The following is a 25,571-nucleotide window of genomic DNA, read 5'->3' on the forward strand; positions in this document are numbered from 1 at the left end:
ATCTTGCCCCCACCTGCCCCCGTGTCCGGGGGCAGGTCACGTACTCCTGAACAGCCGGTCCAGATGCACGTCGATCGCGGCGAGCGCGTCCTGGGGCTCGATCACGTCGAGTTCGATCAGGGAGGTGAAGCCGGTGAGGGCGAGGAGCAGGTTGGTCTCGGTCGCCGGGTCACGGCCGGAGTCGATGTGCCCGTCGGCGATCGCCTGGCGGACCAACTGCTCGACGAGGGCCCGCCCTTGGACGAGGCCACGGCGCGCCTGCTCGTGCACGGCCTCGTCGTGCAGCGCCTCCAGGACGTAGGCGGCGCTCATCCGGCTGGTCGCGCGGGCGTCGGCATGCAGGGGGAGCATTTCCACGAGCGTCAGGCGCAGCACGTCACGGAGGTGCGGACGGTCACCGAGCTTTTCGAGCCCCTGGTCGACGCGCACCGAGGTCTGCTCGGACGCGAAGTCCATGGCGAAGGAGAGCATGGCGGTCCGGGAGGCGAAGTAGTGCTGCAGCTGCCCGAGTGACATGCCAGCCTCCTGCGCCACCACGCGCATCGTCAGCTGTGTGACGCCGCGCTGCTCCACCACCCGCCACAGTGCGCGGGCGATCGCTTCGCGGCGTCCGCGGTGATCCACCTGTTTCGGCATCGCCGGCCCCTCCCCCCATACCCCGGACCTGTTCCAATACGGTTGACATAATACAACTGACCCATAATCCTGAGGTCCACTCGAGGGAAGGGATCGTCATGTCCGAACAGCCAAAGGTACGGACCACAGAAGGCGTGGTGCAGGGGCGTCGGCGACAGGGGCACGCGGTGTTCCGCGGCATCCCCTATGCCCAGCCCCCGGTCGGAGCGCTCCGCTTCGCCGCGCCCGCGCCGCCGCACCGCTGGGAGGGGACGAGGCAGGCGGTCGAGTTCGGCCCCGTGGTGCCGCTGTCGCTGCCGATCGACGTGTCCCCGCAGGGCACCGACTGGCTGACGCTCAACGTCGGCACTCCGGATCCCGGCGCGGCGGGACTGCCGGTGCTGGTGTGGATCCCCGTGGGCGGCTACCTCTCGGCAGCGTCGAGCGACCCGATGTTCGACCCGGCAGCGCTGGCCGAGGCGGGAGTCGTCGTGGTGACCGTCAACTGCCGCGTGGGCGCGGAGGGTTTCGCGTTCCTCGACGACGCGCCGCCCAACCGCGGATTCCTCGACCAGATAGCGGCGCTGGAGTGGGTGCAGCGCAACATCGCCGCCTTCGGTGGCGACCCCGGCCGGGTCACCGTGGCCGGGGTGTCCGCCGGGGCGGGCTCGGTCGCCGCCCTGCTGACGATGAAGTCCGCGCGCGGCCTGTTCCGGCGGGCCATCGCCCATTCGGTGCCGGGGCTGCACAGCACCCCCGCGCTGGCACGGCAGGTCACCGCCGCGTTCGCGGACCGGCTCGGCGCGGCGGCCCCCACCGCCGAGGCCCTGCGCGACATCGACCCATGGCACCTCGCCGCCGAGCTCACCTCCTTCAACGCCGGCCTCCACGCGCACCGGGAGAGCTGGGGACGCCTCACGGAGACCGGCACCGCGCTGTGCCCCGTCGTCGACGGCGAGGTCCTCCCGGAAACGCCCTGGCTCGCGCTGACCGGAGCGCGCGCGAGCGGGACCGAACTGCTCGTCGGCCACACCCGGGACGAATTCCGGTACTTCAGCGTCATGAGCGGACGGTACGGCACCTTCACCGAGGAGGACGCCCGCGCGGCCCTGGAACTGCTCGCCCCGCAGCCGGACGGCGCGCGGGCCTACCGTGCCGCGTTCCCGCAGGCAGGCCCGGAGGAGCTGGTGGAGACGGTGTACTCCGACGCCCTCTTCCGCATGCCGTCACAGAAGCTGGCCGAGGCGAACGCCGCAGCCGGCGGCACCTCGTACCTGTTCGAACTGTGCTGGGCCGCCCCGGCCCTCGGCGGCATCCTGGGCGCCTGCCACAGCCTCGACGTCCCCCTGGCGTTCGGCACGCTGGACAGCCCCGTCGGCACCCAGCTCATCGGCGAGGAGCCCACTCCCGAGGCCGTCGCGCTCTCCCGCGAACTCCAGGAGGCATGGGTCCGCTTCGTCACCACCGGCGACGCGGGCTGGTCCGCCCACCGGCCCGGCGGGCACCTCACCCGCGTCCTGGACACCGAGTCGAAGACTCTGCCCTACCCCGAACAGACATCCCGCCAGATCTGGGAAGGCCACTCCCCCGCCCCCTTCGATCTCTCGTAATTGTCCCGGTCGGCTCCTACGACTGCGGCACCGCCACTCACCTGCCATCGGGAACAGCGCGAATTGGCGCACAGCCAGGCACCACCCGGCGCTGGCGCCTCACCTGGTCGATCGCCTGCACCCGGCACCGGGTGCTGCTCGCGCACGCCTGCCCGGCCTGCGGCCGATGGCCGCACCGCTGCCCCTCTATCAGCCACCAGGTCCGCCAGCACGAATGCCCGGCACGGGCCCGCGACGGACGGACCTGCCGAACCAACCTGACGCAAAGCGAGGTCCTTCCGCTGCCCCCGGACAGCCCAGTCCTCGACGCGCAGGAATGGATCAACGGACTGCTGGGTCGCATCGAGGCCGGCGACGACGACCCCCGCCTGCGCGAAGCGCGGGCCGGCTCACAGCTGCCCGACCGGTAGCCATAGAGGACTTCTCGGACGTGCTCGGCCCTCTCCAGCAGCTGCCGCCGTTCCTCCAGACCCAGCTGGGACAGCACAACGGAGGACAGGCCCATGTCGTCCGCCCAGAGCAGGTGGAACGCCGCCGAGCGCACCGCGTCGGGCTCGAAGACCGGAACCGAGGTGAATGCCGCGGCCAGCGTCGCGCCGTCCAGATCGGCCAGCCGAAGTGCCTCCAGGATCACCGGGTCGAACAGCCAAGCCCGGCGGTAGCCGGCCAGGAAACGCAGGTTCTCCAACCGCTCCACCGGCGGCTCGCTCCACACCTGGTAGCCCCAGCCGCGCGACTCGATGACAAGTCGACTCCGGCCGAAGGTGAAGGCGACGTCCGGGCGCGACACTCTGTGCGCCGGCTTGACGTCGACGACCAGCGGGCCCTTGGTGGTACGAAGAAGGAAGTCAGGGATGTGCTTGCGCACCGCGCCATCGACGTACGCGGTCATCAGGAACGGCTGTGCGACGATCCGGGAGACATCAGGGTCGAAATCCGCGAACAGCAACCGCGCCAGCTCCAGTCAGGACTCGTAGATCACCAGCTCCTGCTCCGTCGCCGACCAGACAGACCCCGAGTAGTGCTTCTGCCTCAGGTGCCAGCGAAACGTGCGCCAGAGACGCGTCGAAAAGGCTGCTCGGCGACGCTTCGCCGAAAGCGCACTCCGCCGACTCGCTTCCGTCAACTTGCCTCGTGCGTAACGGTTGTTGACGAAGCAACGCTTCCGAAGGACACGAGTCGTTCGCCCCCTGATGCCGCGCTTCAGCTGCAACACCCACGGTGACTCCAGGCCGTGACCCCTGTCCTGACGAAGACCACGGAGCAGCCCGAAGGAGTGAACGCGCCGACCAGCGGTTCCACGCGGCTTGCCCAATTCGCCATCCGCTGGACACAGCTTATCCAGTGCCATTCAGCATTTGCGCCGATGACAGCGTTAGGCGCGGTGCAGACATGTGTGGCAAACGGCAGCCCCCGGGCGCGCGGGTAGCGGGTGCCCGGGCGCTGCGGCGTTTCCCGCGCGGAAGCAGCCCGGCTCCCGCTCCACCGTGCCTGGCACGATCAGTTACTGATACAGGCGCTCCAGGTACTGCGAGCCGTAGTACGCCGCCAACTCCTCCACGCTCTCCGAACGGCGATCGTGCGCCTTTACGAGCACCGCGCGGGACGGTGCCGCTTCCGGCCGCCAGGTCTCCGGCTGCCAGACTCCGCCGCGCAGCAGGGCCCTCGGGCAGTGGTAGAAGACCTGGTCGATCTCGACCAGCAGGGCCAGCCGTGGACGATTCCCCTTCACCACCATGTCGTCGAAGAAAGGCGCATCGCGCAGGATGCGCGCGCGGCCGTTGATGCGCAGCGTGTCGGGGCGGCCGGGGATCAGGTAGAGCAGCCCCACGTGGGGATTGGCCAGGATGTTGCGGAACCCGTCGGCCCGGCGGTTCCCGGGACGTTCGGGGATCGCGATCGTCGTGTCGTCCAGCACGAGCGTGAACCCGGCCGGGTCCCCCTTCGGTGACGCGTCGCAGCTGCCGCCGGCGCCCGAGGTCGCCACCACGCACAGCGGCGACGCGGCCAGCCACTGGCGGTCGTGCTCGTGCAGGCTCGGCCGGACCTTGACCAGCGCTCCCGGTGTCGGCTCGCCGAGCAGTTCCCCCAGCTCGTCCGGTGACGTCACCTCGACCAGGTCTGTGCGCAGCACGGACCTCACCCCCTCCTGTCGGTACATGAACAGATCGAGCGTAGACGACGGCTCGCCATCAGCGGCCGGTGCGAGGATCAGCGGGAATCCGCACGACAGCACCCGAGCGGGCGCGGTCTCGTGCCGCCGGTTTGGCCAGGATCCGGCCCACGTGTGTCTTGTCGGCCGACGTGGGCAGTCCACCGCGATCGTTGCCGTGCTACCGGTGGTGCAGCCGCTTGGTCATCCCGAATACCAGCGGAGGCGCATCGGTGAGGAAACACCGTGGTTTGCAACAGCCCTCGCCGGGCTGAGTCGTGACGGGGATCGAGGAGACGGGCCGCACTTGCGCCAAGAGGGCGGTGTCAGGTGACGGATGCGAAGGTCTTCTCCAGGCGCGGGATGTAGTCGACGAGATCCTGTTGCCAGCAGTAGCCGTTGTGGCCACCGTTGCAGTGCGTGCCCCAGGTGGAGCCGTTGCCGTAGTCGACGTAGTAGTAGGGCATTCGAAGGGCGTCCATGTGGTCCTTGACGTGCTTGGACGCACCCTCGACCCAGAATTCCAGATCGGTGGGGTTGCCGCCGCCGTTGCCGACGTAGATGGAGACCCCGACGTCGGCCAACTTGCCCATGTGGGTGGAGGGGTCGACGGCGTTCCACATCCGGTCGGCGTTGAACACCGGGTAGGGCGAGCCGAACAGGGCATCGCTGTCCACGCCGGGCTTGTAGGGGTCGTGGGCGCTGTCGCAGGCGTCGGGTCCGGAGGCGGAGGCACAGATCGCGCCGAGCGCGTCGGTCACTGTGGCGACGGCGGCCAGGCGCAGGTCCATGGAGTCGGCCGACAGGTCGATGTCACCCGAAAGCGATGCGGTCTGGCTGAACAGTTCGGGGCGGTCCTGGGCGTAATGCAGGGCACCGAACCCGCCCATCGAGATGCCGGCGATGGCGCGGCCCTTCTTGGTGGCGATCGTGCGCAGGTTGGCGTCGATGAAGGGAATCACCTGATCGAGGTGGAAGTTCTCCCAGTTCTGCGGGCCCAACGCGGTGTTCTGGTCACGCCAGTTCGCATACCAGCCGCGATGACCGCCGTCCGGGATGACCGTGATCATTGATTTGGAGGTGGTCAGTGCCGGGTAGGTCTGGTTGACCGGGTCGTCCGGTGAGCCGTGCAGGAAGTACAGCACCGGGTAGCGCTTGGTGGGGTTGGCGTTGTAGTCGCCCGGAAGAATGATCTTGATGTGATGGGCGCCGGCGACCTGGCCCGTGGTCACGGTGATGACGAAGTTGGTGGCGGTTCCGGTCGCCGTGCCGACCTGGGTCAGTCCGAACCCGTCGGCCAGAGGGGGCGGGGTCGAGGCGTCGGCGTGCGCGGCGGGTGGTGCCAATACGGTCATGACCGCGGCCGTGGCGGCGATGACGGCCGTCTTGGCACGGTAACGCCAGGCAGACAAGAGGGATTTCAATGGACTGCCCTTCGGAGGGTGGGACTGGGGTGTCAGGCAAGAGACGCGAACCGCTGATTGAAGCAAGAGGACGCGAATGTCTGATTGAGGATCTGCGATCTCAACCACCTGGGCGGGCGGGACGTTTCCACGCGTCACGGCGACTGACAGCCGCCAGCACCAAGCGTTGACGGCCAATGCCATGGCCGCGCAATGATCCATACCCGTAGCCATCGCTCCACGGCTCGCAGTCTGCCAGCAAGCGATGAATCCCCGATGAAATCGAGATCCGTCGGCCGCAGGGGAACGTCAAATTTTGTGATCTCGGTGTGGAGTCCGGCCCGGGCCTGCTCGGCGCCTGAGACGTCATCCGTGTTCCGCACGTGATCGTTTGGAACCTTCCGAGAACTTGTTCCACGAGACGTGCCGCGTCCCGCCGCCGCGACCGGATCGGCGTAAACGCCCGTGCAGAGTACTCATTCGGAGGGTGCGGTATCCCGCGAGGCCGCGCTCGACACAACTGTCTCTCGGGCTCGCTGAGCAGCCGCCCGGTCGAGGCTCATCGTGAAACGGTCACGCCGTGATGTCACAACGGCCAGCACGCCAATGGCGATCAGCGACCAGCCGCCCGAGACCGGTTCCAGTACTGCCACCGGGATTCCGAGTGCCAGCAGGATCCATCCGGCCTCCACCGGCATCGTGCCCGTGGCAATCACGGACCTCCTGGCAAGGAGCCCAAGACCGAAGAAGGCAATCCCGCTGATCATGAACCACAGGGCCATCATGCGGGCATCGTCGTCGTTGCGGACCGTGTTCCACAGCCCGCCGGAGACGATGCCGCTCCAGCGCGAGTACGCGGCGATGCCGCCCACCGTCATGTGCACCACAGCCGCAGCGAGCATCAGTCGGGGCACCCACAGGCGGAGACCTCTGGCGTTGGGCTTACGGGATTCCGGGCGTGCGTAGGCATTCATGACACTGTGTTCCTTCCGGACGGGGGACGCACCTCGGTCGCCTGCGAAGTCAGGAGGTCGGCCGGTCCAGGAGCGGCAGCAGCAGCTCGTACATGCCGTGCAGCTCTGATTTCGGGAGCGGGGGCAGGAGATGCTCTGCCCCGACCAACATCAGATAGAGCATCTTGGCCATTTGGTCCGGTCTTCCGTGGCCGGCCTGTTCGCACAGATCCCGCAGATATCCGATGCGGGTAGCGTCGACACGCTCCTGCACCCGCGCCGCTTCCGGATCCTGTTTCGCCCAGGCCCGCATCGCGACCTCCAGCGACGGACTGGCGCCCTTGGTCGCTTCCGCCATGAGCCTGTCCAGCCGCTCCCTGGCGGGCAGCGTGTCGGACGCTTCCACCCCATTGATGATCGCCGTGGTGCACCTGGCTTCGAAGTGGTCGAGCAGTCTGGTCCGGTACTTCGGCATCGATCCGAAGTGGTGGTAGAAGGCGCCCTTCGACATGCCCATGCGCTTGCACAGTTGCTCCAGCGTGACCGCCGGGGCACCCTGCTCCGCCAGCAGCAGCAAACCTTGATCCAGCCATGCCGATCTCTCTGCGCTCACCCTGGCTCCGTCCTCTCCATACCAAAAGGTTTGGTATGGAGAAGGCTAACACGCGTGTCCGAAGCGCTCGCCTCTCCCCCGTCGCCTGGCACCTCCGTACGACGAAGGGTGACGCCTACCACCGGGTCTGTGCCGTGAGTGCGGTCAGCAGTACGGCGATTCCCACCGCGAGCCAGCACACGTAGTCGCCGAGAAGGCCCGAGTGCAGTCGACGCAACGGCAGGACGAGACGGTGGTTGAGCTGAGCGCTCCGGCGTCCACGGGATGCCCGGACCGCTGTCAGTGCCGCCGCCACCGCCAACACCGATGACACGAAACCGAGCAGCACACCCGAGCTGGTCCAGCCGGTCGACGGGGGCGTCTGGGCCGAGGGGACGGCGAACCTCAGCACGGCCCCGGTATATCCGGGCCGGCTGATGAAGAGCCGGGAAGCATCGGCCAGCGAACGTCCGACCGCCGGCAGCACGCCGACCAGCAGGCTCCCCAGCAGGAGTACGCCCGGTACGGCGAGCATCGGGAGGGGGATCTTCCGCGAAGGGCCTTGGATCTCCGGTTCCTCGCCCTCCCCTGTGGTCTCGGGCTCGCCGGGCCGCTCGGACGGAGAGGGGCCCGCACCGGTGAACACGCGCAATGTCGCCCGCAGCACCGCTCCGCCGGTGACAGCTGATACGAGGATGAACACGCCCGGGAACCACCAGAGTTCATGTTCGGAGGCGTTCTCTGCAATCGCCTTTCCCAACCCCGTCCCGAAGGGCGGTAGACCGGCCAGCGCCAGACCCCCGAGGGCGAACAGCACGCCGAGCACCGGCAGATCGCGTGCCTGGCCGTGCAGGCCGTGCTCGTCCACCGAGCCGTAGCGGTCGAGGAGTACACCGGTCAGAGCGAACAACGCCGCCTTGGCGCCCGCATGGCCGGCCACGTACAACGCCGTGCCGGCCAGCCCCTCCGGCGCGAGCAGCGCGACGCCGCTCAGGAACAGGCCGATGTGACTGATGGTGGAAAAGGCCAACAGGCGTTTGATGTTGCGTTGCTGCCAGCACATCACCGCTCCGATGAGGGCCGTGCCGACCCCGAGGGCCAGCAAGGTGGTGCGTACGGCCGGCTGTGGGATGCCGCCGGGGCCGGCGAAGACGGTCCAGTAGATCCGTGCAGTGCCGTAGACGCCGAGTTCCACCATGACGCCCGAGAGCAGCATGCAGACGGGAGTGGGGGCGACGGCGTGGGCGTCGGGCAGCCAGAAGTGGAACGGCGCCACGGCGGCCTTGACGAGAGGGCCGGTGAGCACGAGCACGAACGCGCACACCACCAGTGCGTCCCGGCCATGGTTGTCCAGCGAGCGGCCGAGCTGGGCGAGTCCGAGCTCGCCGGTCCGCGCGTACAGCAGCCCGATGCCCAGCAGGGAGCAGTACGCGGCCAGGGAGTTGACGATGCCGAAGGTGAGTGCGCCGTGCAGCGGGCGCGGGTCCTCGATCCGGTAGCCGGTGAGTGCGTAGGCCACCACGCCCATGAGCTCGAAGAAGACGAAGGCGTTGAAGAGGTCGCCGGTCAGCGCGAACCCGCACATGCCGGCTTCGAAGAGCAGGAGCAGGGCCGGGAAGGTGCCGCTCTTCTCGCCCGACGGTTCATCGAAGTAGCGCCAGGAGTAGGCGACCACGGCGAGCACCAGGGTGGCGACGAGCAGGGCGAGGCCGCTGCCGAGGCGGTCGGCGACGAGCACGATGCCGACGCTCTCGCCCTTGCTGGGTGTCCAGCCGCCGAGCCAGGACACGGCTCGGCCGTCGCCGGTCCGCGCCCAGAGCAGAGCCAGGCACATCATGTCGGCCGCTGCCAAGACGGTGGTCAGCCCATCGATGGCGAGCCTGGGCAGCCACCGCCCGGCCAGGGCCAGCACCACTGCCCCCAGCAGCGGGACAGCCACGGCGAGCGGCAGCAGCGCCTCGGTGCCCGGCACCTTGTCAGCCCCGCAGCCCGGTCAGCTGCTCGGGGTCCACCGTGCCGTGCCGTTTGCGCAGTTGAATGACCAGGGCGAGCAGCAGTGCCGTGACGGTGGCACCGACCACCACGTCGGTCAGTGCCAGGGCCTGCACGACCGGGTCGACAACCGGGGACCCAACCGGCAGGTCGGCGTACACGGGTGCGGTCGCGCCCCGCCGGTATCCGATGGCAAGCAGCAGAACATACGTCGAGGACTGCGCGACGGACAGACATCCGATCGCTTGGATCAGGTCGCGGCTGACAACCAGGCCGAAGACACCGACCAGCAGGATCCATCCCGAAACGAGGAAGGGGAAGATCGCCATCAGGCATCCTTTGCGTCGGGGGCGGCAGGTCCTCGACCGGCCTCGGAGATCTCGACGGCCTGGTCGAGAAAGCCTGCCAGCAGGACGATGACGCCCGAGCCGACCTCGATCCCGACGGCTGCGTTGATCACTGGGACCAGCCCGCCGGAGGAGAGTTGGTTGAACGTCCCCAGTGGCAGGAAGTTGTGCAGAAAGGCGCCGCTGACGATGAGTCCCGCCACCCCGAGGGCGGTGAACGCACCGGCTGCGAGCGCATCGGCGATGTCGAGCACTTCGAGCGGCCGTACCTGTTTGAGAACGAGGTAGTCCGCCGCCACGTACGCCAGGTGCAGTCCGGTGGCCAGGACAACCCCGCCCTGGAATCCGCCGCCAGGGCTGAGCTGCCCGTGCGCGACGATGTACACGCCGACGAGCAGAGTGACGGGCAGGAGCAGTGCGCCGAACAAGCGGGTGCTCGGCAGTACCCGCTCGGGCCCGGGCACATTCTTGCGCTCGTCACGGGCCAAGCGCAGCAGCATGGTTGCGCCGAGTACGGAGGCGAACAGGATCGACTCCTCGCCCAGGGTGTCGAAGGCGCGCAGGTCGAAGTTGACGGAGGAGACGGCATTGGCCGTGCGTTGCCGCAACGCCGCAGCAACAGCCCGCTCGCCGTAGGGGTGGGTGGTCGTACCAAAACTCGGAAGTCCGCTGCACGCCGCGGCGAAGCAGGCCGCGATGACGACGGCAGCCGCCCCGAACAGCCACAGCCGCGCGGTGCGGCTCACCCCCGGCCTGTCTTCCGCCGCTGTTCCGCGCCGTCGCGCCTGACCTTGCGGGCTGTCAGCAGGATGAGCAGAGGGGTCACTGCCGAGCCCACGCCGAGCTGCGAGAGCGCAACGTCAGGCGCTTGGAAGACGGTGAAAAGCAGTGCCAGGCTCAGACCGAGCAGGGAGAGCACCACGGCCTGCCGCACAGGGTCCCGTGCCAGGGCTGCCGCGGTTGCCGTTGCCGCGACGATCAGCAACGCGATCACGACCAGAACGTCTCTCACCGTCCCGGGCCCCTCTCCGTCGAACACTCCTCCAGCAGAAACGTCGTCCGGCCGATGGCCATCGTGGTCACGGTTCCGCCGGCAGCCAGCAGCAGGGCGATGACCAGAAGCTTCACCGCCGCCCGGCCCGGCCCGGTGTCCACGGCGAGGGCGAATGCGACCAGGGGCGCGCCGAGCGAGGCGGCAGGGGACAGCGCATGCAGCCGCGCATACGGGCCCGGCAGCACGGCCAGCGCGACGGCCGACAACAACATCACAGCCGAACCGGCGATCAACAGGACCAGCGACAGCAGGTGATGTGGCATCAGTACTGCTCCCCGGCCAGGAAGCGGGTGAACACCAACGTGCCCGCCGGGGCGAGCACGGCGAGGACGAGGGCGAGATCCACATAGGAAGGACGGCTGTAGCCCTGTGCCAGCAGCAGGAAGACCACGGCGATCTGCGTCCCCGCGAGATTGGCCCCGACGAGCCGCTCCTGGGCCGGCCCGCGAAATCCCAACCACAGACACGGGGCGAGGCCGGCAGTCGACAGGACCGCCGCCGCGAGCAACCAGGCGTTCACGGCGCCCCGCTGCCGGTCAGGACTCTCTCCAGCCCGGTCCTGCTCCCGAAGAGGCTGTGCACGGTGACCAGACGGCCTTCCCGCCCGGCAGGTGTGACGTCGACCGCATAGGCACCGGGAGTGGCCGAGAGCAGCGCACACGCCCACGCCGGACCGACACCGTCGCTCAGCTCTACGGTCCGGAGCGTGCCCGCGCGGCCCTTGCGCACCACGAACGCGAACAGCCGCCCGGTGTCGGCGAACAAGGCCCAAGGCCACGACCACACCGCGAGAACCCCTCGCGCGAGCCCTCCCCACCTCGCATCGGAGGCCCTGCGGACGGCACGAGCACCGACCGCGCCGAGAGCGGCCGCAGCCGCTCCAACCATAAGTTCGAGGGGTGTGACGGAGCTGATGAAGATGACATCGAGCACCAGCAACAGGCCCCACCACACCAGCACTTCCCTTGCCGCCCGCAGCTCGTCCCCGCGATTCTTTCTCATTCCGCCAGGTCTATCGCCCCACAGCCAGACCACGAGGGTGCACGCGCTGACACCTTGTCCCGTATCGCGCGACCTACCACCGATTGGCTGTATGACCGGCAGCCGTCCGTGACGGAGGACAGGTTGCGGATCCCCACAGCGTGCCGCCGATCGACTGTTTTCGGCTACGAGCAGAGCGCAGGCCATGACCTGCCGAACGCGGGAATTCATCAAGCGACGGCCATCGACACATATTCAACACGGTCTTCAGACCCGCTCGGTGTCTTCGGGCAAGCCGACGAATTCGGGTCAGAGGAAGGGCGTCGGAACGGGGTCGGGAACGGGTGCCGGGCTCGGTCCGGGCGCGGGGCCCGTTCGCCGCAGGCTGTGTTCGGGCTCGGGACCGTTGTGTGTGCCGGTCACCCCCGCTACCCGAGCGCATTCCGACGACACTTCTCCCAGGCGCGCATCGGCGGCCCGTCGCCACGACGGGCGACCATCGGCCGCCACACTTCCACCATGGCCTCCCCTCCGACATCCGGCCACCGAAGTACGTCACGCCGGCTTTCCCGGCCTGCCGGCTGGACAGGTGCCCTCCGGACGCGCAGCCCGCCCCGGCGTGACCACCGCTTCCGAAGATGACTGTCAGGAATCCGGTTCCAGGGTCCCGGCAGCCACCCGGAGGTCGGATACGAGTCCCGCGTAGGGTGCCGCTCGGTCCTCGGCACGCAGAATCGCCGCGGGGTGGAGTGTCGCGACGACGCATGCCGAAGCGCCGCCCCCCTTTCCCGGAACGGTCTTGCCCCCGGGAACGCCCTCCTCGACCAGCGGAATCGGGACGCCCCGGTCCTTCGACACCCGGAACGAAGGGCCCAGAAGCGCCCTGCCTGCGGTCGCCCCGAGGGCCACCACCACCTCAGGGGCCACCAGGCGCAGTTCGGCGGTCAGCCAGGGGCGGCATGCCGCCATCTCCCGCAGGCTGGGAGACCTGTGGATACGCCGCTTACCCCGCGTCGCCGAGCTGAACTTGAAGTGTTTGACCGCGTTGGTGAAATACACCCGGTCCTCGTCCAGGCCCACGTCCCGCAGCGCCTTCCTCAGCAGGCCGCCGGCCGGCCCCACGAACGGCTTCCCCTGGCGGTCCTCCTGGTCACCCGGCTGCTCACCGACGAGCATGATGCGCGCCGAAGAGCTCCCCGTACCGAAGACGGTCTGCGAGGCGTCCCGGAAGAGCGGGCAACCTCGGCAGTCCGCCGCGGCACGCCGATGGGCCGGAAGCCCTCCGCGCCGGGGCAGGTAGGGGCCGGCGTCGTATTGCAGCCCGTCCTGCGATCCGTCCGAGGCATGGTCCGTGCCGCTCATGGGCGCCCCTGACCGCGGCCGGTGAGGAAATCGCGGGTCCGGTCCACCAGGCCCAGCCCCGGAGCGAGCAGCTTGATTGCCGGCGGGGTACTCGGTGCCGACGGACGGGGTCGGGTCGGGGCGGACTTCTTCGCTTCGCGAACCTTCCTTCCCAGGCTTTCCAGGATGAAGGAGTGGACGCCCTCGCGTAGCCGGGGGAACAGGTCGTTCTCCTCGTCGCGGACGTGCGCGGTCACCTCGGTCCTCAGCTTCACCATGAGCCGGTTGAATTCCAAGTCGCCGGATTCGCGGCCTTCCAGTTCTTTGAGGAGCTGCTCGACGCGTTCGTGGCCGGCGATCTCCTGGTCGGCCAACGCACCGCCGCCCTCCAGGTGTTCGCGCACTGCCGGGTAGAGGTGTTCTTCCTCAGCTACGGCGTGTCGCACCAGTTCGATCGTGATCTCGTCCGCCAGGCGTTTGCGTTCCTCGCTGTCCGGTGGCGTGCCCTCGAACTGTGAGAAGAGCTCTTCGACCTCCCGGTGGTCGGAGGTCAGCTCGGCGATGACATCTCCGCTGTCTCCCATACGCGTCCGCCTCCGTCTGTGATGGTGAGCGACCGGCTTCCCGGCTCCCGCCCCACGCGTTCCCGAACGGCCAGGTCGCTAACACCACCGCGCGCAGATGAGCACAACCGGACCAGCGCCCCTCCCTGCACCGGCAGCGATGCCGCCGAACGCCTGCTTGCCCGCACACGTCGAGGCCAGGTGCCGATCGTGCCGGTGTCTTCGATGTGACTCGATATGACTCGATGTGAATGGCGCACTGCCGACAGCCCGCTTCGGCACGCGGCGACTGGCCGCGCCCTGCCCACCAGCAGACCGAGCACGTCGGCAACACCACGGTCACCTCATGGTGAAGTACGTGCCAGCCGGACCGACGCACCGGAAGGACTGTCGTTGACGAGGGGCAGGGTGTTGGCTCTCTTGCCACCCTGTGTGGTGGTAGTCCGCCGGTCGAACGGGAGCGGGGCTATGCGTGTGCGGGGATTCGCGGAGAACGCTCCCACCCTGCCCGGTGGGAACGGCACTGTGGTGAGGGGAGGCCGCCGGCTCAGCGCGGGGTGATGGCGATGCCCTCGGGCTCGTGTCCGGTCGGCAGGGTGGCGCGCACCCGCCGGGCGTAGGGGTCGATGACCGACACGGTGTCGGACTGCTCGTTGGTCACCCACACCCGTCGGCCGTCGGGGGTCACCGCGACGCCCTGCGGCTGGACGCCGACGTGGACGTGGCCGATGATCCGGTGCCCGCCGATGTCGATGATCAGCAGGCAGTCCCGGGCCGAGTCGGCGACGTAGAGGAGCCGGCCGTCGGGGCTGACGGCGCTGCCCAGGGGCGCCCGGCCGCCCGGCAGACGGCCCACCACGGTGTCGTTTCGGGTGTCGATGACGGAGATCGTGCCGGAGCCGGTGTTGGAGACGTAGACCAGGCGGCCGGAGGGCGGCGAGCTGATGCCGCTGGGGAAGTCCCCGACCCGGATCCGCCGGATCGCGCGGGAGCTCGGGTCGAGTACGGTCACACAGCCGGCGCCGTTGTCGGTCACATAGGCCCGCCCGTCCGGGATGGTGGTGATGCTGTGCGGCAGCGGGCCCACCGGCACGGTGGCCATCACACGGCAGTCGGGCGCGCTCAGGACGGTGACGGTGTCCGAGCCGAAGTTGGCCACCAGCACCCGGCGGCCGTTGCGGCTCGGCACCGCCGCGAAGGGCCGGCGCCCCACCCGCACGGTGGCCGTGACCAGCCGGGGGCCGGTGTTGACGCAGGAGACGGTGTCGGAGCGCCCGTTGGCGACGTAGACCCGCTCGCCGTCCGGGGACGCCCCCACCCCGATCGGGCCGTAGCCCACCTGGACCGCGCCGAACTTGTGCTCCAACCGGGTGTCGTAGACCGAGGCGATCTCCCCACCGCTGTTGGCCACGTAGGCGCTGACGCGGACGGGGAAACCGCCCGCGCGCCGGGTGGGGGCGTGCGACGGCGCCCCGGCCGCGACCAGCGCGCCGCTCAGCATGAAGGCACAGGTCAGGCCCAGACAGAGGCGACGGCGCCGGGAGGACGGTGACGCGGCGCTCGGGCGGCAACAGGTGGGGCTCATACCGGGAGGTGCGCCGGCCGGGATATGACGGTGCATGGCTCTCCTGGGGCAGCAGTGACCAGTGCGCACCACGACACCAGGCATCAGTCGGCTCCGCGCGGTCGTGCTGAGCCAGTCAGATGCGTCCCTGTGCCCTGAGGAGTGAACTTCGGGCGAAATCCGGCAGCATATGCCGCTGCTCCTGCGAACAGGCTCTCCGGCTCTGTATCCCGGAGTCGCCGGCGTGGGCAACGATGCCTGAGCTGCACCGCGAGGCGTGACCGTCGCTGCTACCAGACCCATTCCGCCGGCAGGGCCAGTGAGATCAGAGCCGGCCGACAGGGGCGTCCCGCCCCGGTCCACCGACCGCGGCAACTCCGGGCTCTGGTGGATCAGTCGTGGCGGTGACGAGGAACCACCACAGCAGATTCTCGTTGGGCAGCGCGCGTTCCCACGACGCAACGGAATACGGGCCCGCAGCTGTCGCTGCGGGTCCACTCCCTGCGGTGCTGCGGCGATCGAGGTATCGTCGCTCCGCGCTGAAGGCCCTCAGGCTGCGCCGCAGAGGCACCGTCATCCAGGCGAACAGGACCCTGCCAGCATGTCTGTCAACGCTTGACGGCACCAGCCGCTGCACACTCGGTAGAGATGGGAATCCTGGTGCGGGCGGCCCGGCGAGCCGCCCGGGTTCGGTCGTGGAGGCGGCGCTGTGCAAGGCGATGTCGATGTCATCGATGAACTGACCATGGACCACCGCTTGGTCGACGGGCTCTTCGTCCAGTTCCACGACGCACCGGTTGGCAGTGCCGATCGCCGACGCCTGGTCGACGCGCTCATCAAGAACTTGGCGCGGCATACGGCCTTCGAGGAACAGCACCTGTGCCCGGTGATGCGCGAGCACCTGGACCAGGGGGAAGAACTGGCAGCCAAGGCAGGCGCAAGTCATGGCCGCGTGCAACACCTCCTGGCGCAGTTGCGGGAGCGCGAGCCCGGCGAGGCTGGCTTTGACGAGCTGGTGGGCCGACTGCGCCTGGAGGTTCTCGCGCATGTTGACGAGGAGGAAAACAACCTCTTCCCCCAGCTCCGTGACGGCGTCCATCCCTACGTGCTGATCAACCTGGGCAGCAAACTTCGTGAAGCGCGGAACGCCGAGGATCGGTCGAGCCCCGCTCACACGCCTCGGGCCCCGGGAAGTGGCGGTGCTCCCGGAGCCCGGGCTATGGATACCGACCGGTTCAACGATCGCCCCTGATGGCGGTCCCAGCGCGCCGGGGCGCATCGGCTGGCAGCTCGTGCGAAGCACCGGAACCCAGATCGGCCGTTGCCGACGCCGCCGATACCCCGTTCCAAGGCGGGGTGCCGCGCACCGGTGATGGGAGCCGGTCGGCGATCGCTCCGGATTGTGGAGGACTACAGATCCGGCGCGCGGCCTCACATCCGCCGAGGTCTGAGGCCGCTGTTCCGCCGGGCTGGAGACCCCCAGTCAGGAGGCGGGGCCGAGGTCCTTCCAGGGTTCGTGGTCGGCGTCAGGGCCGGTTCCGGGGGCGTTGTTCCGAGTCCACCACTTCGCGCGACAGTAGTGGCCGTTGCACTTGACGGTGACGTCTTCGTGTGACTGTGTGGCCGGGCGGGTCGTATGCCTTGGCGGCGTCCCAGCCGGGGCGTAGCAGCCGGTGTCGGTGATCTCGCCGGCAGCTTCCGCGCCGCGCCGGTTGCCCGAGGCCAGGGCGTAGATGCCGCCGGAGGTGGTCAAGGTGGCATTGGCCGGGCCGGTGATCGGCAGGTAGTACTTGATCGGGATGTCGATGCTCTCCCCTACGGGGATCACCTGACAGTAGTCGATCTTGGTGGTGACGCGTTGCGTGACAGCTGCCTCAGGCAGGGCCGCCCTGCCGTGCGAGCCACCTGGTCAGCGACCCGAATCCGGAACCTCACGCGGGCCGGACGCAGCCTGGTTTCCGGGCCGAGACACCCAGCCGGCGGTGGCGGCCAGGGTGCGCAGGACGGTCGCGCCGACGAGCACGACCGAGGAGATCGGCCGTCCCATCCATCGCGTCAGGTCGCCTCGCAGGTCGGGATCGACCTCGACGGTCACTCGGATGTATCTGCTCTGCAGCCTGGTGACCTTGGTGGACCGGGGTGCCGAAACATCCTGCTCGCGGCGCAATGCGGCGCGGTAGCTCTCCTTGCGCTGACTCATGCCGCTTCCTGACGCTTGATCAGTTCCTCTGCGAAGTCCATGTACGCCGACCCCTTGGCCTGGACCGGATTCCCGAAAGACTGGGAGTACAGGTCGAGCCGCGCGATCTGGGTGTCCAGCACCTCGAATCCCCCCTCGGTCAGCGCCTCGCGAGCGTCCGCATCGGGCCCGGTGCGCGTGGCATCGGGACGGTTGGTGCGATTGAGCAGGACCGCCGCGCGGGCCGGCTCGGCACGCAGGGACTGCACGTCCGCCATCTCGCCACGGATGGGTGCCATCCGGTCCAGTTCAATGGGGGCGGGGGTCACAGGCACGATCCACTCGCCGGCGTACCTCATGATGCTGCGGGCAATACGGGGATGGTCCTCCAGCTGGGGCGCATCGAGCACGACGGCCTGCCGGTTTCCGAGGAAGTCGTTCACGCGACGGTGGACGTCCCCCACCGGCAGGGCGATCACCGGAAACGGAAAGCCACTGGCCAGCTCGCTCCAGCGCAGCGCGGAAGCGGCCGGGTCACCGTCGACCAACAGCGGCGACATACCCGACTCATGAAGCGCGTGGGCCAGCCACACGGCACTCGTCGTCTTTCCGACGCCGGGCTTGAGGTTCACAAACGCACAACTCAACGGCACAAGGACGGACAATAACGGGCACGATCGTCCAGTTTCGGTTGGCACGAGGGAGTGGCTTCGTGGTTCACCCGCAAGCAGTGGGAAACGATCGGCTCACCCAGGAGACGGCGACCCGCAAGCCTGAAGGCGGCCGCGGTGAGGACGTCGGCCGGCATGCCGTAACGACGCTCGGGAATGGTCACCCCGATTGCCTCGTCCACCGGCTCGTACACCTTGGGCCTACGGCCGATGTCACGAATACCCACGAGCGGCTCGACGCGCGACGGGAGCAGGCCGGCCACCACCGGCTTGTCCGGATGGAAGGCGGCCGACTTGCCGGAGCTGCCAAGGCTGTCGGCCATCTCCTCACGTGTCACCGGCCGCCGCTCTGGCCGGATCGGCTCGGACATGCGGCGCCGCGTGACAGCGCCGAGGGCAACCAAGCTGGTCAGCGACCGACGGCTGCTGTCGGCACCGACCAGATCTCGGTATGGACAGGGTGGGCGGGGCCCTCGGCGCGGAGGTGGACCTCGCTGCCGACCGCCGGTGGCGGGGTGTCCGTGTAGAACACCAGGCGCTCGGGCAGGTCCGGGCAAGCCTCTTCCGGGGCGCATACGACGCGGTGGTCGTGCCCTCGGAAGAGGCAGGCGGTGACGCGGGCCCGGACGGAGTGCGGGCCCGGCTCGTCGGTCGTCCGAAGCTGGTGGGGACGGAGCATGACGAAACCGTCTCGCCCGGTACCGGTGGTCAGCGGCAGGGGCCCGAACGCGGTGATGGCGTACCCGTCGGCGGGCTTGCACCGAAGCAGGTTGGCCTCGCCCAGAGCTCTGGCGATGCCCGCGTCGGCGGGCCGGTGATAGAGGGTGTCGGGGGTGTCGGCCTGCACGATGCGGCCGTCCCGCATCACGGCGATGGTGTCGGCGAACGCGAGTGCTTCGTCCACATCGTGGGTGACCAGGATCGCGGTGGCGCCCGCACCCCGCAGGGTGGCGGCGACCTCCGAACGCAGTTCGGTGCGCAGCGCGGCATCGAGGGCGGCGAACGGCTCGTCCAGCAGGAGCAGTTGGGGACGGGGTGCCAGGGCACGGGCGAGGGCTACGCGTTGCTGCTGGCCGCCGGACAGCTGGTGCGGGTGGCGGTCGGCGAGGCCGTCGAGCCCGACGAGTTCGAGCATGTCTCCCACCCTCTCGCGACGGCCTGCGCGGGGCAGGCCGAAGCCGATGTTGGCGGCGACGGTCAGGTGCGGGAAGAGCGCCCCGTCCTGCGGTACATAGCCGATGCGCCTGCGCTCGGCGGGGACCCTGGTGCGGCCGTCGTCGAGGCGGCGGCCGTGCAGGGTGACCCTCCCCTGGGTGGCGCAGTGGAAGCCGGCGACGACACGGAGCAGGGTGCTCTTGCCGCAACCGGAGGGTCCCAGGACGCAGGCGAGCGCGCCGTCGTCGACGGTGAGGTCGAGTCCGGTGAGCACCAGGTCGCGGCCGTGTGCCGCCTCCAATTGTTCGATCAACAGGCCCGGCTGGCCGGTCATCTCAGTTCTCCCTCGGGGTGGTGGTGCGAGTGCCGAGAGTGCGGCGGGTGAGCATCAGGACGGCGGGCACGGACAGGGCGACCATCACGGCGGCGTACGGCGCCGCTGCCCCGTAGGAGAGCCCGGTGGTGTAGATCCAGAACTGGGTGGCGAGGGTCTCGGTGCCGGTCGGGCGCAGCAGCAGCGTGGCGGTGAGTTCGGTGCTCGCGGTGAGGGTGACCATGGCGAAGGCCGCACCGAGTCCGGGCAGGATCAGCGGCAGGGTGACCCGGCCCAGGACCGCGATCCTGCGGACGCCCAGCGAGCGCGCCACGTCCTCGACTCCGTGCGGAACGTGGGCCAGGGAGGCCCGCACGGAGGTCAGGGCGAGCGGGAAGAACAGCACCACATATCCGGCCACCAGGAGTGACGGCTGCTGGTAGAGGGGCTGGGCGTAGCGGATCGCGAAGTACACCACCGACAGGGCGACGGCGATGCCGGGCAGCGCCCTGGTCAGGTAGGCGGCACGTTCCACGGTGCGGGCCAGGCGGGTGGGGCGGCGCCAGGAGTAGAGCGCCACGGGCACCGCGGCGGCGGTGGCGAGGGCCGCCGCCGACAGGGAGTATCCCAGCGTCGTCGCCGTCTCGGTGACGACGGAGGCGGACGGCAGGGTGGTGGAGCTGCCGCGCACCAGCCAGTGGACGAGCGCGAAGACCGGCACCCCGAGCGTCACCCCCACCACCGCCGCCAACGCGCCCACGGCGACCGGCTTCCAGTGCCCCAAGGCCATCGGGGCGCAGCCCCGCCCGGTGGCGCCCTCGCGCACCACCCGGCCGCGCCGCGCCGCGCGCGCGTCGAGAGCCACGAGAAGCAGGGCGAGGCCGACCAGGGCGAGGGTGAGCAGGCTGGCGGAGGCCATGTCGAAGCTGGTCTGGAACTCGTTGTAGATCGTGGTGGCGAACGTGGTGTAGCGGAGCATCGCGAACGCCCCGTACTCGCCCAAGAGGTAGAGCGAGACGAGCAGCGCGCCGCCCGCCAGGGCGGGGCGGGTGAGCGGCAGCGTGACCCGCCACAGGGTGGCGAGCCGGCCACGGCCCAGGCTGCGCGCGACCTCCTCGGCCGAGGCGTCGGTATGCCGCAGGGTGGCGGCCACCGGCAGGAACACCAGCGGATACAGCGAGGACGTCATCACCAGCACCGCGCCCCCGTACCCCTGGACCTGGGGGAAGAGCGAGACCCAGGAGTAGCCGTGGACGAACTCCGGTACCGCGAGCGGCATGGCCAGCGCCACGGTCCACGCCCGGCGTCCGGGCAGGTCGGTGCGCTCCACCAGGTATGCGGCGGTGAAGCCGAGCACGAGCGTGCCGGCGGTGACGACCGTGGTGAGGGCGACGGTGTGCCAGAGCAGCGTGCCCACCACCGGGCGGGCCAGCTGGCGGCGCGCGCTGCCGCTACCCGCCTGGGCGGCTTGCAGCCCGACGAACACCAGCGGCGAGGCGACGAACAGCGCGACCAGACCCGCCACCAGCGGCAGCGGGCCCGGCGCCACACGAAGCGTCCTCACAGCAGGCCGACGGACTGCAGGAGTTGCAGCGCGTCCTTGCCGTCGCCGAGGTCACCGGCCGGGGCGACCGGTCCCGAAGCCGTCAGTGCCCGGCTCACCTTCGTGTTCTTCACCCCGGCGGCGAGCGGGTACTCATAGCTCTCGGAGGTGGCGATGATCTGCTGGGCGGGCTTGCTGGTCAGATAGGCGAGGAACGCCTGGGCGGCCGCCTGGTGCTTGCCATGGGAGAGGACGGCGGCTCCGGAGACGTCGACCAGGGCTCCGGGGTCGCCCTGCTTGAAGTAGCCAAGGGTGCTCTGAACGTGGGCGGCACCCTGTTCGTCACGCAGCCGGTACCAGTAGTAGTGGTCGATGACGCCGCCCTCGACCTCGCCCCGGTTCACCGCGGCGACCAGGTCCTCGTTGCTGCCGTAGACCTTGCTGTTGGCCTTCAGCCCCTCCAGCCAGCTCTTCGCGCCCGCTTCGCCGCCTGTCTTGATCATCCTGGTGACGATCGGGGTGAAGTCCGTCTCGCTCGGTGCGATCCCCAGCTTCCCCTTCCACGCCGGGCCGGCCAAGTCCTTGACGCCGGCGGGCACTTGGGGCGCCTTGAGCTTGCCGGTGTTGTAGACGAACGCCGCCTCACGGGCGGAAACACCGACCCAGTCGCTCTTGGCCGAGCTGTCGGCCGACGGGACCGCCGCCAGCGTGGAGGCGTTCACCTTCGCCAGCAGGCCCCTGCTCTCCAGGGTGGTGAGCGCGGGCGGATTCTCGGCGAAGAACACATCCGCCGGGGAGGCCGGTCCCTCGGTGAGGATCTGGTTGGCCAGCTCTGCCTCGTCACCGGAGCGGACGTTGGCCTTGACACCGGTCCGCGCCTGGAAGTCCTTCGCCAGCGCGCTGACCGTCTGCTCATGTTGACCGCTGTAGACAGTGATCGTCTGCCCCCTCAGCGAACCGCCCGACGCCTTGCCCGACGACGCGTTCGGGGAGTCGTTCGAACCGCTGCACCCCGCCAGCACCAGGGACGACAGCGACACCGCCGCCGCCAGCACGGCGGACCGGCGCGCGGACCACAGGACAACACGAGACATGAGACCTCCGAAGTGACACACACGGGCCGCCTAAGCCGCCCCACGGCACACGCCCACCATCGACAAAGCAGACTCACCGTACTTAGGTAAGCCTTGCCTGAAAATGCCACCGATGTTCGCCGGCCAGTCGCTATTCGGCCACTACCAGGCCCCGAAAGAAGCGATTTAAGCCGCTTTCACCGCTCCTTTTTGACCACCCCATGGCTTGTTCATAACCTCCGCGTGGAGGCTCCATCACCACTCACCGCACCAACAGTTACCCAAGCGTGACAGCCAGTGCTCTGCACCACGGGTCGGGGACCTTTACGACCGGCGGACGGAAGGGGCGGCTGCGCAGCCGAAGTTGAGCGGGGCTTCCCGTACGGGTTCATAGCCGTTACCTCTCCAGCAGGTGCTCGCGGGCGGTGAACCCCACTCAGGCCCCTGGAACGGCCTGACCACCGCCCTGATGGAGGACTTCTCCGCCCTGTCGCGCCGGGACCGGAACCTCATCCGACGCGCCTTCCTCGGCCCCTACCGGCACGGCCGACGACACGACCCTGGCCTGTGTGGGAGTCCCGGGCGAGGAGGAGCGCTTTGCTCATCCTGCCGGGGCGACGTCCGCACGTTGATCATTCCCGTCACAGCATCGGGCGTCGAGTGACGGACGGATCAAGGCGGCTCACGACTGATCAGGCGTGTCGCGGCAGGAAGTTCTGATCGGACGCGCCGTTGCAGCTCCACTGGACGAGCGGGGCGCGGTTGGCGGTGCTTCCACCCTGGATGCTCAGACACTCACGACTGTGCTGGGGAATCAGCCTCTTGTTTGCGCCGATGAACGCCTGATCCAGCGATCCATTGCAGTTCCACTGGATCACGGGGGCTCCTTTGCGCTTGCTCCCGCCCTTGACGCTCATGCAGCGACCGCTGTGCCGAGCCTGCAACTGGAAGCCGGTTTTCGACATCGAGGCGATCCACTGCTGGTTGTACTGCCCGACACAGGTGTACTGGTTGACGGCAGCACCGTTGCTGCTGCTGTATCCGTCGACGGTCAGGCACTTCCCGCTGTGCTCATTGACGATGTAGTTGTACCCAGCGCCTGCCGGCACGAGCTTGAGCCCGCCGCTTAACAGGACGGTAGGGGAAGTCACCGCGGTGGATGTGGCCGTGCGGCCGGGGTGCGGACGGTGTGCCGCCCGGGCCGGCACGGTCAGGCCCGCCACCGCCAACCCTGTGAGGGCCGTGGTGGCTGTGATTGCGGTGATGCGCTTGCGGACGTTCATGACGCATTCCCTTCGTCGGCGGCGCCGCGCGGTCCTCCCGATGCGCCGTGGCGTGCACAGAACAGGATGCACAGGAAATGAAGGGGGAACCAGAGCGGTGCGCCCGGTGCGGAATCCCCGGGAGGTCCCTGCGTCTGAACTGAAGCAACGCGGTGTGAGGTGACGCCGATGCGGGACGGTCAGGCCGCGCCGCCCGTTATGTTCTTCGCGGTCCTGCAAGAGGGCCGCCGGCCTCCGGACCTGGCATGACTGTGTCCCCCTGTTGAGGGGATGGCCTTTCGTCGGGAACCCCACACCTCGCTTGACGAAAGACATGTGACGTGCCCCGTTGACGCCGGCGGTGCGATCGACGAGCCGCTGGAAACCCGGGTTGCTGCGCAGGAGTTCGGCGTACGTACCCGTGGCGCGGGCCGTACCGTTCGCGAGCATGACGACGGTGTCCACTGCTTCGACGGTGGACATCCGGTGGGCGATGACGAGGAGGGCGCGTTCCCGCCGCATCGCGCGCTCCTGGCTACACGGCACCGGCGCTGCCTCGGGACGGCCAACAGGCGCTGAGCGGACGGTGGTTCCGGCGGTGGTCCGGGTGATGGCGAGGCCGATGACGGAGCCCTCCTCCACACGCAGCTGCGGCGGGCAGCACCGGGGTGGTGTGCAGCCCGGCGAGCAACACGTTGCGGCCATGCCGGGCCAGCAGGCCGACGCTTGCGGCCAGTTCGTCGACAGCGGCGGAGTCCGCGTGCACATCGGCGCCTTCCGGGCACGGAGCTGTCGGCCGGGCGCCCGGGTCGCCGCCTTCGCGGTGCACCACGACTTCGGCTCCAAGGCCGCGGCGGTGGACGGCGTTCCGGGCATGCGCGTCAACCACCGCCCGAGCACCCGCAGTTCCTGGTGATCCGGTGGGTGCGAGCCGCCGCCGGGTAGTCGGCCCGGCTGTCGCCCACGCGGTCGCACTCGGCGAGCGTGGCGTCGAGCAGGACGTGGTCATGGGACTCCTGCTACCGGAGTGTGCGTGGTCAGATGTCACGGTCGGGGGTGCCCGGTCGGTCCAACGGGGTACCGTGACCCGGTGAGTACGAGGACTGCAGCGCAGATCCCGTGTCTGTTCCCACGCCAGCCGGCTCGGGCCACCCCGTGTGGGTGCACGGTGCCGCAGCCGCGCTGGTGAGTGCGGATGGCATCCCCAACAGCCGTCGTTGATAGGCGCAATCAAGAGTGCTCAGCTGGTGCGAGTTCAGGCCTAAGGGGAGGCTTTTATGGGGGGCGGCAACGCAGGCCAGGTCCAGAACGCTGATAGCGCAGGCATACGGATTTCGGAGCAGCGCGGCACGAAGGACCTTGATGTGCTGGTGGGCCGCTGCCGCGCGCGCGACGCCACCGCGTGGGAGCGCCTCATCCGCCTCTACAGCCCCGTCGTGTGGACCGTGGTGCGCTCGCACGGCCTGAGCCATGCGGACTCCGAGGACGTCTACCAGTTCACCTGGCAGCGCCTGGTCGAGCACATCGGCAGCCTCAAGCAACCCGGCCGGGTGGCAGCCTGGCTGGTGACCGTGGCCAAGCGGGAGGCCGTCAACCGATCCCGGCAGAGCCGCCGTGTCCTGAGCGTGTCGGACCCGGCGGAATTGAGCGTGGCCGCCACACTGACCGCCTCCTCGCCGGAGGAGCAGGCGCTCGCCCAGGTCGACAGCACCCGGCTGTGGGCCGCCATCCGGAGCCTGCCGGACGAGCACCAGGTCCTGCTGGCTCTCCTCTTCGCCGAGCCCGCGCTCAGTTACGACGATATCGCTGCGGCATCCGGAATGGCCCGCGGTTCCATCGGGCCGACACGGCGCCGCATTCTGGCGACAATACGAGCCAGATTAAAGGCGAATACGGACCCTGATCAGTAGTTCAGCCGTAGATCGCGATCTGTAGCCGGCCGGACCAGCTGACGAGCCCGATCCGGCCGTGAGTCATGGACGACCCTGGTCTGGCGAATGCCGGAACCTACGCCCTCCCGCACCCGGCCCACACGCGACATGTTGGTCGTCGAGGCCGGTGAAGGCGCCAGCATCCGCCTCTCCCCCACCGACCTGACGCCCTGCGTGCCTACCGCCGCGCCGAGACCATGGGAAACACCTTCCGCCGCCGGTGATACCTGTGCATCCGGAAAATCCGCCCCACCTCGGTCAGCGGGCGGTGTGGTCC

General features: G+C 69.1%; 28 protein-coding genes and 2 pseudogenes. 5 read left to right on the plus strand and 25 right to left on the minus strand.

Annotation, left to right across the window (positions count from 1 at the left end; genetic code table 11):
* Window positions 1-36 precede the first annotated feature (36 nt).
* Window positions 37-636 carry a TetR/AcrR family transcriptional regulator gene (locus K2224_RS16495; protein ID WP_221907259.1) on the minus strand — a complete coding sequence of 200 codons (600 nt, stop codon included), beginning with the start codon at window positions 634-636 and terminating at the stop codon, window positions 37-39.
* Window positions 637-734: 98 nt separating this feature from the next.
* Here K2224_RS16495 and K2224_RS16500 point away from each other — a divergent pair, with 98 nt between their 5' ends.
* On the plus strand, window positions 735-2,225 hold the full coding sequence (locus K2224_RS16500) for a carboxylesterase/lipase family protein (protein ID WP_221907260.1): 1,491 nt from the start codon (window positions 735-737) through the stop codon (window positions 2,223-2,225).
* Window positions 2,226-2,262: 37 nt separating this feature from the next.
* Here the strand turns inward: K2224_RS16500 and K2224_RS40565 are convergent, their stop codons facing one another.
* The 15 genes from K2224_RS40565 to K2224_RS16575 form a co-directional block, all read right to left on the minus strand.
* The gene (locus K2224_RS40565; protein WP_313904801.1) at window positions 2,263-3,189 is read right to left on the minus strand and encodes a TnsA-like heteromeric transposase endonuclease subunit; all 927 of its coding nucleotides are present in this window, start codon (window positions 3,187-3,189) and stop codon (window positions 2,263-2,265) included.
* 540 nt (window positions 3,190-3,729) lie between these two features.
* On the minus strand, window positions 3,730-4,359 hold the full coding sequence (locus K2224_RS16510) for a pyridoxamine 5'-phosphate oxidase family protein (RefSeq protein WP_260692691.1): 630 nt from the start codon (window positions 4,357-4,359) through the stop codon (window positions 3,730-3,732).
* Window positions 4,360-4,703: 344 nt separating this feature from the next.
* Window positions 4,704-5,732, minus strand: coding sequence for an alpha/beta hydrolase family protein (locus K2224_RS16515; protein ID WP_221909748.1), 1,029 nt, complete (start codon window positions 5,730-5,732; stop codon window positions 4,704-4,706).
* Between the two features lie 524 nt (window positions 5,733-6,256).
* A complete protein-coding gene (locus K2224_RS16520) occupies window positions 6,257-6,754 on the minus strand; it encodes a DUF6463 family protein (protein ID WP_221907262.1) in 498 nt (165 codons plus the stop codon).
* Window positions 6,755-6,803: 49 nt separating this feature from the next.
* Window positions 6,804-7,346 carry a TetR/AcrR family transcriptional regulator gene (locus K2224_RS16525; RefSeq protein ID WP_221907263.1) on the minus strand — a complete coding sequence of 181 codons (543 nt, stop codon included), beginning with the start codon at window positions 7,344-7,346 and terminating at the stop codon, window positions 6,804-6,806.
* A 115-nt stretch (window positions 7,347-7,461) separates the two neighbouring features.
* Window positions 7,462-9,297, minus strand: coding sequence for a complex I subunit 5 family protein (locus tag K2224_RS16530; protein ID WP_260692692.1), 1,836 nt, complete (start codon window positions 9,295-9,297; stop codon window positions 7,462-7,464).
* 4 nt (window positions 9,298-9,301) lie between these two features.
* Window positions 9,302-9,646 carry a sodium:proton antiporter gene (locus K2224_RS16535; protein WP_221907264.1) on the minus strand — a complete coding sequence of 115 codons (345 nt, stop codon included), beginning with the start codon at window positions 9,644-9,646 and terminating at the stop codon, window positions 9,302-9,304.
* Window positions 9,646-10,410, minus strand: coding sequence for an MnhB domain-containing protein (locus K2224_RS16540; protein WP_221907265.1), 765 nt, complete (start codon window positions 10,408-10,410; stop codon window positions 9,646-9,648). The genes K2224_RS16535 and K2224_RS16540 overlap by 1 nt, the downstream gene beginning before the upstream one ends.
* Entirely contained in the window at window positions 10,407-10,658 is a 252-nt protein-coding gene (locus K2224_RS16545) for a Na(+)/H(+) antiporter subunit B (RefSeq protein WP_398203596.1), read from the minus strand. The genes K2224_RS16540 and K2224_RS16545 overlap by 4 nt, the downstream gene beginning before the upstream one ends.
* 14 nt (window positions 10,659-10,672) lie before the next feature.
* Window positions 10,673-10,981, minus strand: a complete 309-nt coding sequence (locus K2224_RS16550; protein ID WP_221907267.1) for a monovalent cation/H(+) antiporter subunit G — start codon at window positions 10,979-10,981, stop codon at window positions 10,673-10,675.
* Window positions 10,981-11,238, minus strand: a complete 258-nt coding sequence (locus K2224_RS16555; protein WP_221907268.1) for a monovalent cation/H+ antiporter complex subunit F — start codon at window positions 11,236-11,238, stop codon at window positions 10,981-10,983. Before K2224_RS16555 ends, K2224_RS16550 begins: the two co-directional genes overlap by 1 nt.
* Window positions 11,235-11,483 (minus strand): hypothetical protein, encoded by a 249-nt coding sequence (locus tag K2224_RS16560; RefSeq protein ID WP_221907269.1) that lies wholly within the window; start codon window positions 11,481-11,483, stop codon window positions 11,235-11,237. Before K2224_RS16560 ends, K2224_RS16555 begins: the two co-directional genes overlap by 4 nt.
* Window positions 11,484-12,344: 861 nt before the next feature.
* On the minus strand, window positions 12,345-13,061 hold the full coding sequence (locus K2224_RS16565) for a UdgX family uracil-DNA binding protein (RefSeq protein ID WP_221907270.1): 717 nt from the start codon (window positions 13,059-13,061) through the stop codon (window positions 12,345-12,347).
* Complete coding sequence (locus K2224_RS16570) at window positions 13,058-13,624, minus strand: hemerythrin domain-containing protein (RefSeq protein ID WP_221907271.1); 567 nt, start codon at window positions 13,622-13,624, stop codon at window positions 13,058-13,060. Before K2224_RS16570 ends, K2224_RS16565 begins: the two co-directional genes overlap by 4 nt.
* 526 nt (window positions 13,625-14,150) lie before the next feature.
* On the minus strand, window positions 14,151-15,224 hold the full coding sequence (locus tag K2224_RS16575; RefSeq protein WP_221907272.1) for a beta-propeller fold lactonase family protein: 1,074 nt from the start codon (window positions 15,222-15,224) through the stop codon (window positions 14,151-14,153).
* A 688-nt stretch (window positions 15,225-15,912) separates the two neighbouring features.
* On the opposite strand from K2224_RS16575, the gene K2224_RS41680 reads away from it, so the two are divergent.
* Window positions 15,913-16,419: a hemerythrin domain-containing protein gene (locus tag K2224_RS41680; protein WP_399020068.1), complete on the plus strand. Its 507-nt coding sequence runs from the start codon at window positions 15,913-15,915 to the stop codon at window positions 16,417-16,419.
* A 231-nt stretch (window positions 16,420-16,650) separates the two neighbouring features.
* On the opposite strand, the gene K2224_RS16585 is transcribed toward K2224_RS41680, so the two are convergent.
* The 7 genes from K2224_RS16585 to K2224_RS16615 are packed head-to-tail and all read right to left on the minus strand — an operon-like array spanning window position 16,651 to window position 22,122.
* On the minus strand, window positions 16,651-17,049 hold the full coding sequence (locus K2224_RS16585) for a chitinase C-terminal domain-containing protein (RefSeq protein WP_260693469.1): 399 nt from the start codon (window positions 17,047-17,049) through the stop codon (window positions 16,651-16,653).
* A gap of 27 nt (window positions 17,050-17,076) precedes the next feature.
* The gene (locus K2224_RS16590) at window positions 17,077-17,367 is read right to left on the minus strand and encodes a hypothetical protein (protein ID WP_221907275.1); all 291 of its coding nucleotides are present in this window, start codon (window positions 17,365-17,367) and stop codon (window positions 17,077-17,079) included.
* Window positions 17,364-17,978 carry a ParA family protein gene (locus K2224_RS16595; protein ID WP_221907276.1) on the minus strand — a complete coding sequence of 205 codons (615 nt, stop codon included), beginning with the start codon at window positions 17,976-17,978 and terminating at the stop codon, window positions 17,364-17,366. The genes K2224_RS16590 and K2224_RS16595 overlap by 4 nt, the downstream gene beginning before the upstream one ends.
* Before the next feature lie 11 nt (window positions 17,979-17,989).
* Window positions 17,990-18,388 carry a hypothetical protein gene (locus K2224_RS16600; RefSeq protein ID WP_221907277.1) on the minus strand — a complete coding sequence of 133 codons (399 nt, stop codon included), beginning with the start codon at window positions 18,386-18,388 and terminating at the stop codon, window positions 17,990-17,992.
* Between the two features lie 38 nt (window positions 18,389-18,426).
* Window positions 18,427-19,506 carry an ABC transporter ATP-binding protein gene (locus K2224_RS16605; RefSeq protein WP_221907278.1) on the minus strand — a complete coding sequence of 360 codons (1,080 nt, stop codon included), beginning with the start codon at window positions 19,504-19,506 and terminating at the stop codon, window positions 18,427-18,429.
* Between the two features lies 1 nt (window position 19,507).
* Entirely contained in the window at window positions 19,508-21,034 is a 1,527-nt protein-coding gene (locus K2224_RS16610) for an iron ABC transporter permease (RefSeq protein ID WP_221907279.1), read from the minus strand.
* 11 nt (window positions 21,035-21,045) lie between these two features.
* Window positions 21,046-22,122 carry an extracellular solute-binding protein gene (locus K2224_RS16615; RefSeq protein ID WP_221907280.1) on the minus strand — a complete coding sequence of 359 codons (1,077 nt, stop codon included), beginning with the start codon at window positions 22,120-22,122 and terminating at the stop codon, window positions 21,046-21,048.
* A gap of 424 nt (window positions 22,123-22,546) precedes the next feature.
* Here K2224_RS16615 and K2224_RS40575 point away from each other — a divergent pair.
* Window positions 22,547-22,654, plus strand: a pseudogene (locus tag K2224_RS40575) (transcriptional regulator); the annotation flags it as partial.
* Between the two features lie 139 nt (window positions 22,655-22,793).
* On the opposite strand, the gene K2224_RS16620 reads toward K2224_RS40575, so the two are convergent.
* The gene (locus K2224_RS16620; protein ID WP_221907281.1) at window positions 22,794-23,384 is read right to left on the minus strand and encodes an RICIN domain-containing protein; all 591 of its coding nucleotides are present in this window, start codon (window positions 23,382-23,384) and stop codon (window positions 22,794-22,796) included.
* Between the two features lie 682 nt (window positions 23,385-24,066).
* Between K2224_RS16620 and K2224_RS16625 the strand changes: the two genes are divergently transcribed.
* Window positions 24,067-24,279, plus strand: a complete 213-nt coding sequence (locus K2224_RS16625) for a hypothetical protein (protein ID WP_221907282.1) — start codon at window positions 24,067-24,069, stop codon at window positions 24,277-24,279.
* Here the strand turns inward: K2224_RS16625 and K2224_RS16630 are convergent.
* A pseudogene (locus tag K2224_RS16630) lies at window positions 24,278-24,382 on the minus strand (IS5/IS1182 family transposase); the annotation flags it as partial. The gene K2224_RS16625 and the pseudogene K2224_RS16630 sit on opposite strands and share 2 nt — an antisense overlap.
* Window positions 24,383-24,640: 258 nt before the next feature.
* Between K2224_RS16630 and K2224_RS16635 the strand changes: the two are divergent.
* On the plus strand, window positions 24,641-25,273 hold the full coding sequence (locus tag K2224_RS16635) for an RNA polymerase sigma factor (protein WP_221907283.1): 633 nt from the start codon (window positions 24,641-24,643) through the stop codon (window positions 25,271-25,273).
* Window positions 25,274-25,571: the final 298 nt, after the last annotated feature.

It is taken from the genome of Streptomyces sp. BHT-5-2 (assembly GCF_019774615.1).
In the GTDB taxonomy this organism is placed as follows: domain Bacteria; phylum Actinomycetota; class Actinomycetes; order Streptomycetales; family Streptomycetaceae; genus Streptomyces.

Bases quoted from the DNA above. Each gene is read 5' to 3' on its own strand.
- K2224_RS16495 (WP_221907259.1), bottom strand. From the start codon at position 636: ATGCCGAAACAGGTGGATCACCGCGGACGCCGCGAAGCGATCGCCCGC.
- K2224_RS16500 (WP_221907260.1), top strand. From the start codon at position 735: ATGTCCGAACAGCCAAAGGTACGGACCACAGAAGGCGTGGTGCAGGGG.
- K2224_RS16515 (WP_221909748.1), bottom strand. From the start codon at position 5,732: ATGACCGTATTGGCACCACCCGCCGCGCACGCCGACGCCTCGACCCCG.
- K2224_RS16520 (WP_221907262.1), bottom strand. From the start codon at position 6,754: ATGAATGCCTACGCACGCCCGGAATCCCGTAAGCCCAACGCCAGAGGT.
- K2224_RS16535 (WP_221907264.1), bottom strand. From the start codon at position 9,646: ATGGCGATCTTCCCCTTCCTCGTTTCGGGATGGATCCTGCTGGTCGGT.
- K2224_RS16550 (WP_221907267.1), bottom strand. From the start codon at position 10,981: ATGCCACATCACCTGCTGTCGCTGGTCCTGTTGATCGCCGGTTCGGCT.
- K2224_RS16565 (WP_221907270.1), bottom strand. From the start codon at position 13,061: ATGAGCGGCACGGACCATGCCTCGGACGGATCGCAGGACGGGCTGCAA.
- K2224_RS16570 (WP_221907271.1), bottom strand. From the start codon at position 13,624: ATGGGAGACAGCGGAGATGTCATCGCCGAGCTGACCTCCGACCACCGG.
- K2224_RS16575 (WP_221907272.1), bottom strand. From the start codon at position 15,224: ATGCACCGTCATATCCCGGCCGGCGCACCTCCCGGTATGAGCCCCACC.
- K2224_RS41680 (WP_399020068.1), top strand. From the start codon at position 15,913: ATGGACCACCGCTTGGTCGACGGGCTCTTCGTCCAGTTCCACGACGCA.
- K2224_RS16590 (WP_221907275.1), bottom strand. From the start codon at position 17,367: ATGAGTCAGCGCAAGGAGAGCTACCGCGCCGCATTGCGCCGCGAGCAG.
- K2224_RS16600 (WP_221907277.1), bottom strand. From the start codon at position 18,388: ATGTCCGAGCCGATCCGGCCAGAGCGGCGGCCGGTGACACGTGAGGAG.
- K2224_RS16605 (WP_221907278.1), bottom strand. From the start codon at position 19,506: ATGACCGGCCAGCCGGGCCTGTTGATCGAACAATTGGAGGCGGCACAC.
- K2224_RS16615 (WP_221907280.1), bottom strand. From the start codon at position 22,122: ATGTCTCGTGTTGTCCTGTGGTCCGCGCGCCGGTCCGCCGTGCTGGCG.
- K2224_RS16620 (WP_221907281.1), bottom strand. From the start codon at position 23,384: ATGAACGTCCGCAAGCGCATCACCGCAATCACAGCCACCACGGCCCTC.
- K2224_RS16625 (WP_221907282.1), top strand. From the start codon at position 24,067: ATGCCGGGCCAGCAGGCCGACGCTTGCGGCCAGTTCGTCGACAGCGGC.
- K2224_RS16635 (WP_221907283.1), top strand. From the start codon at position 24,641: ATGGGGGGCGGCAACGCAGGCCAGGTCCAGAACGCTGATAGCGCAGGC.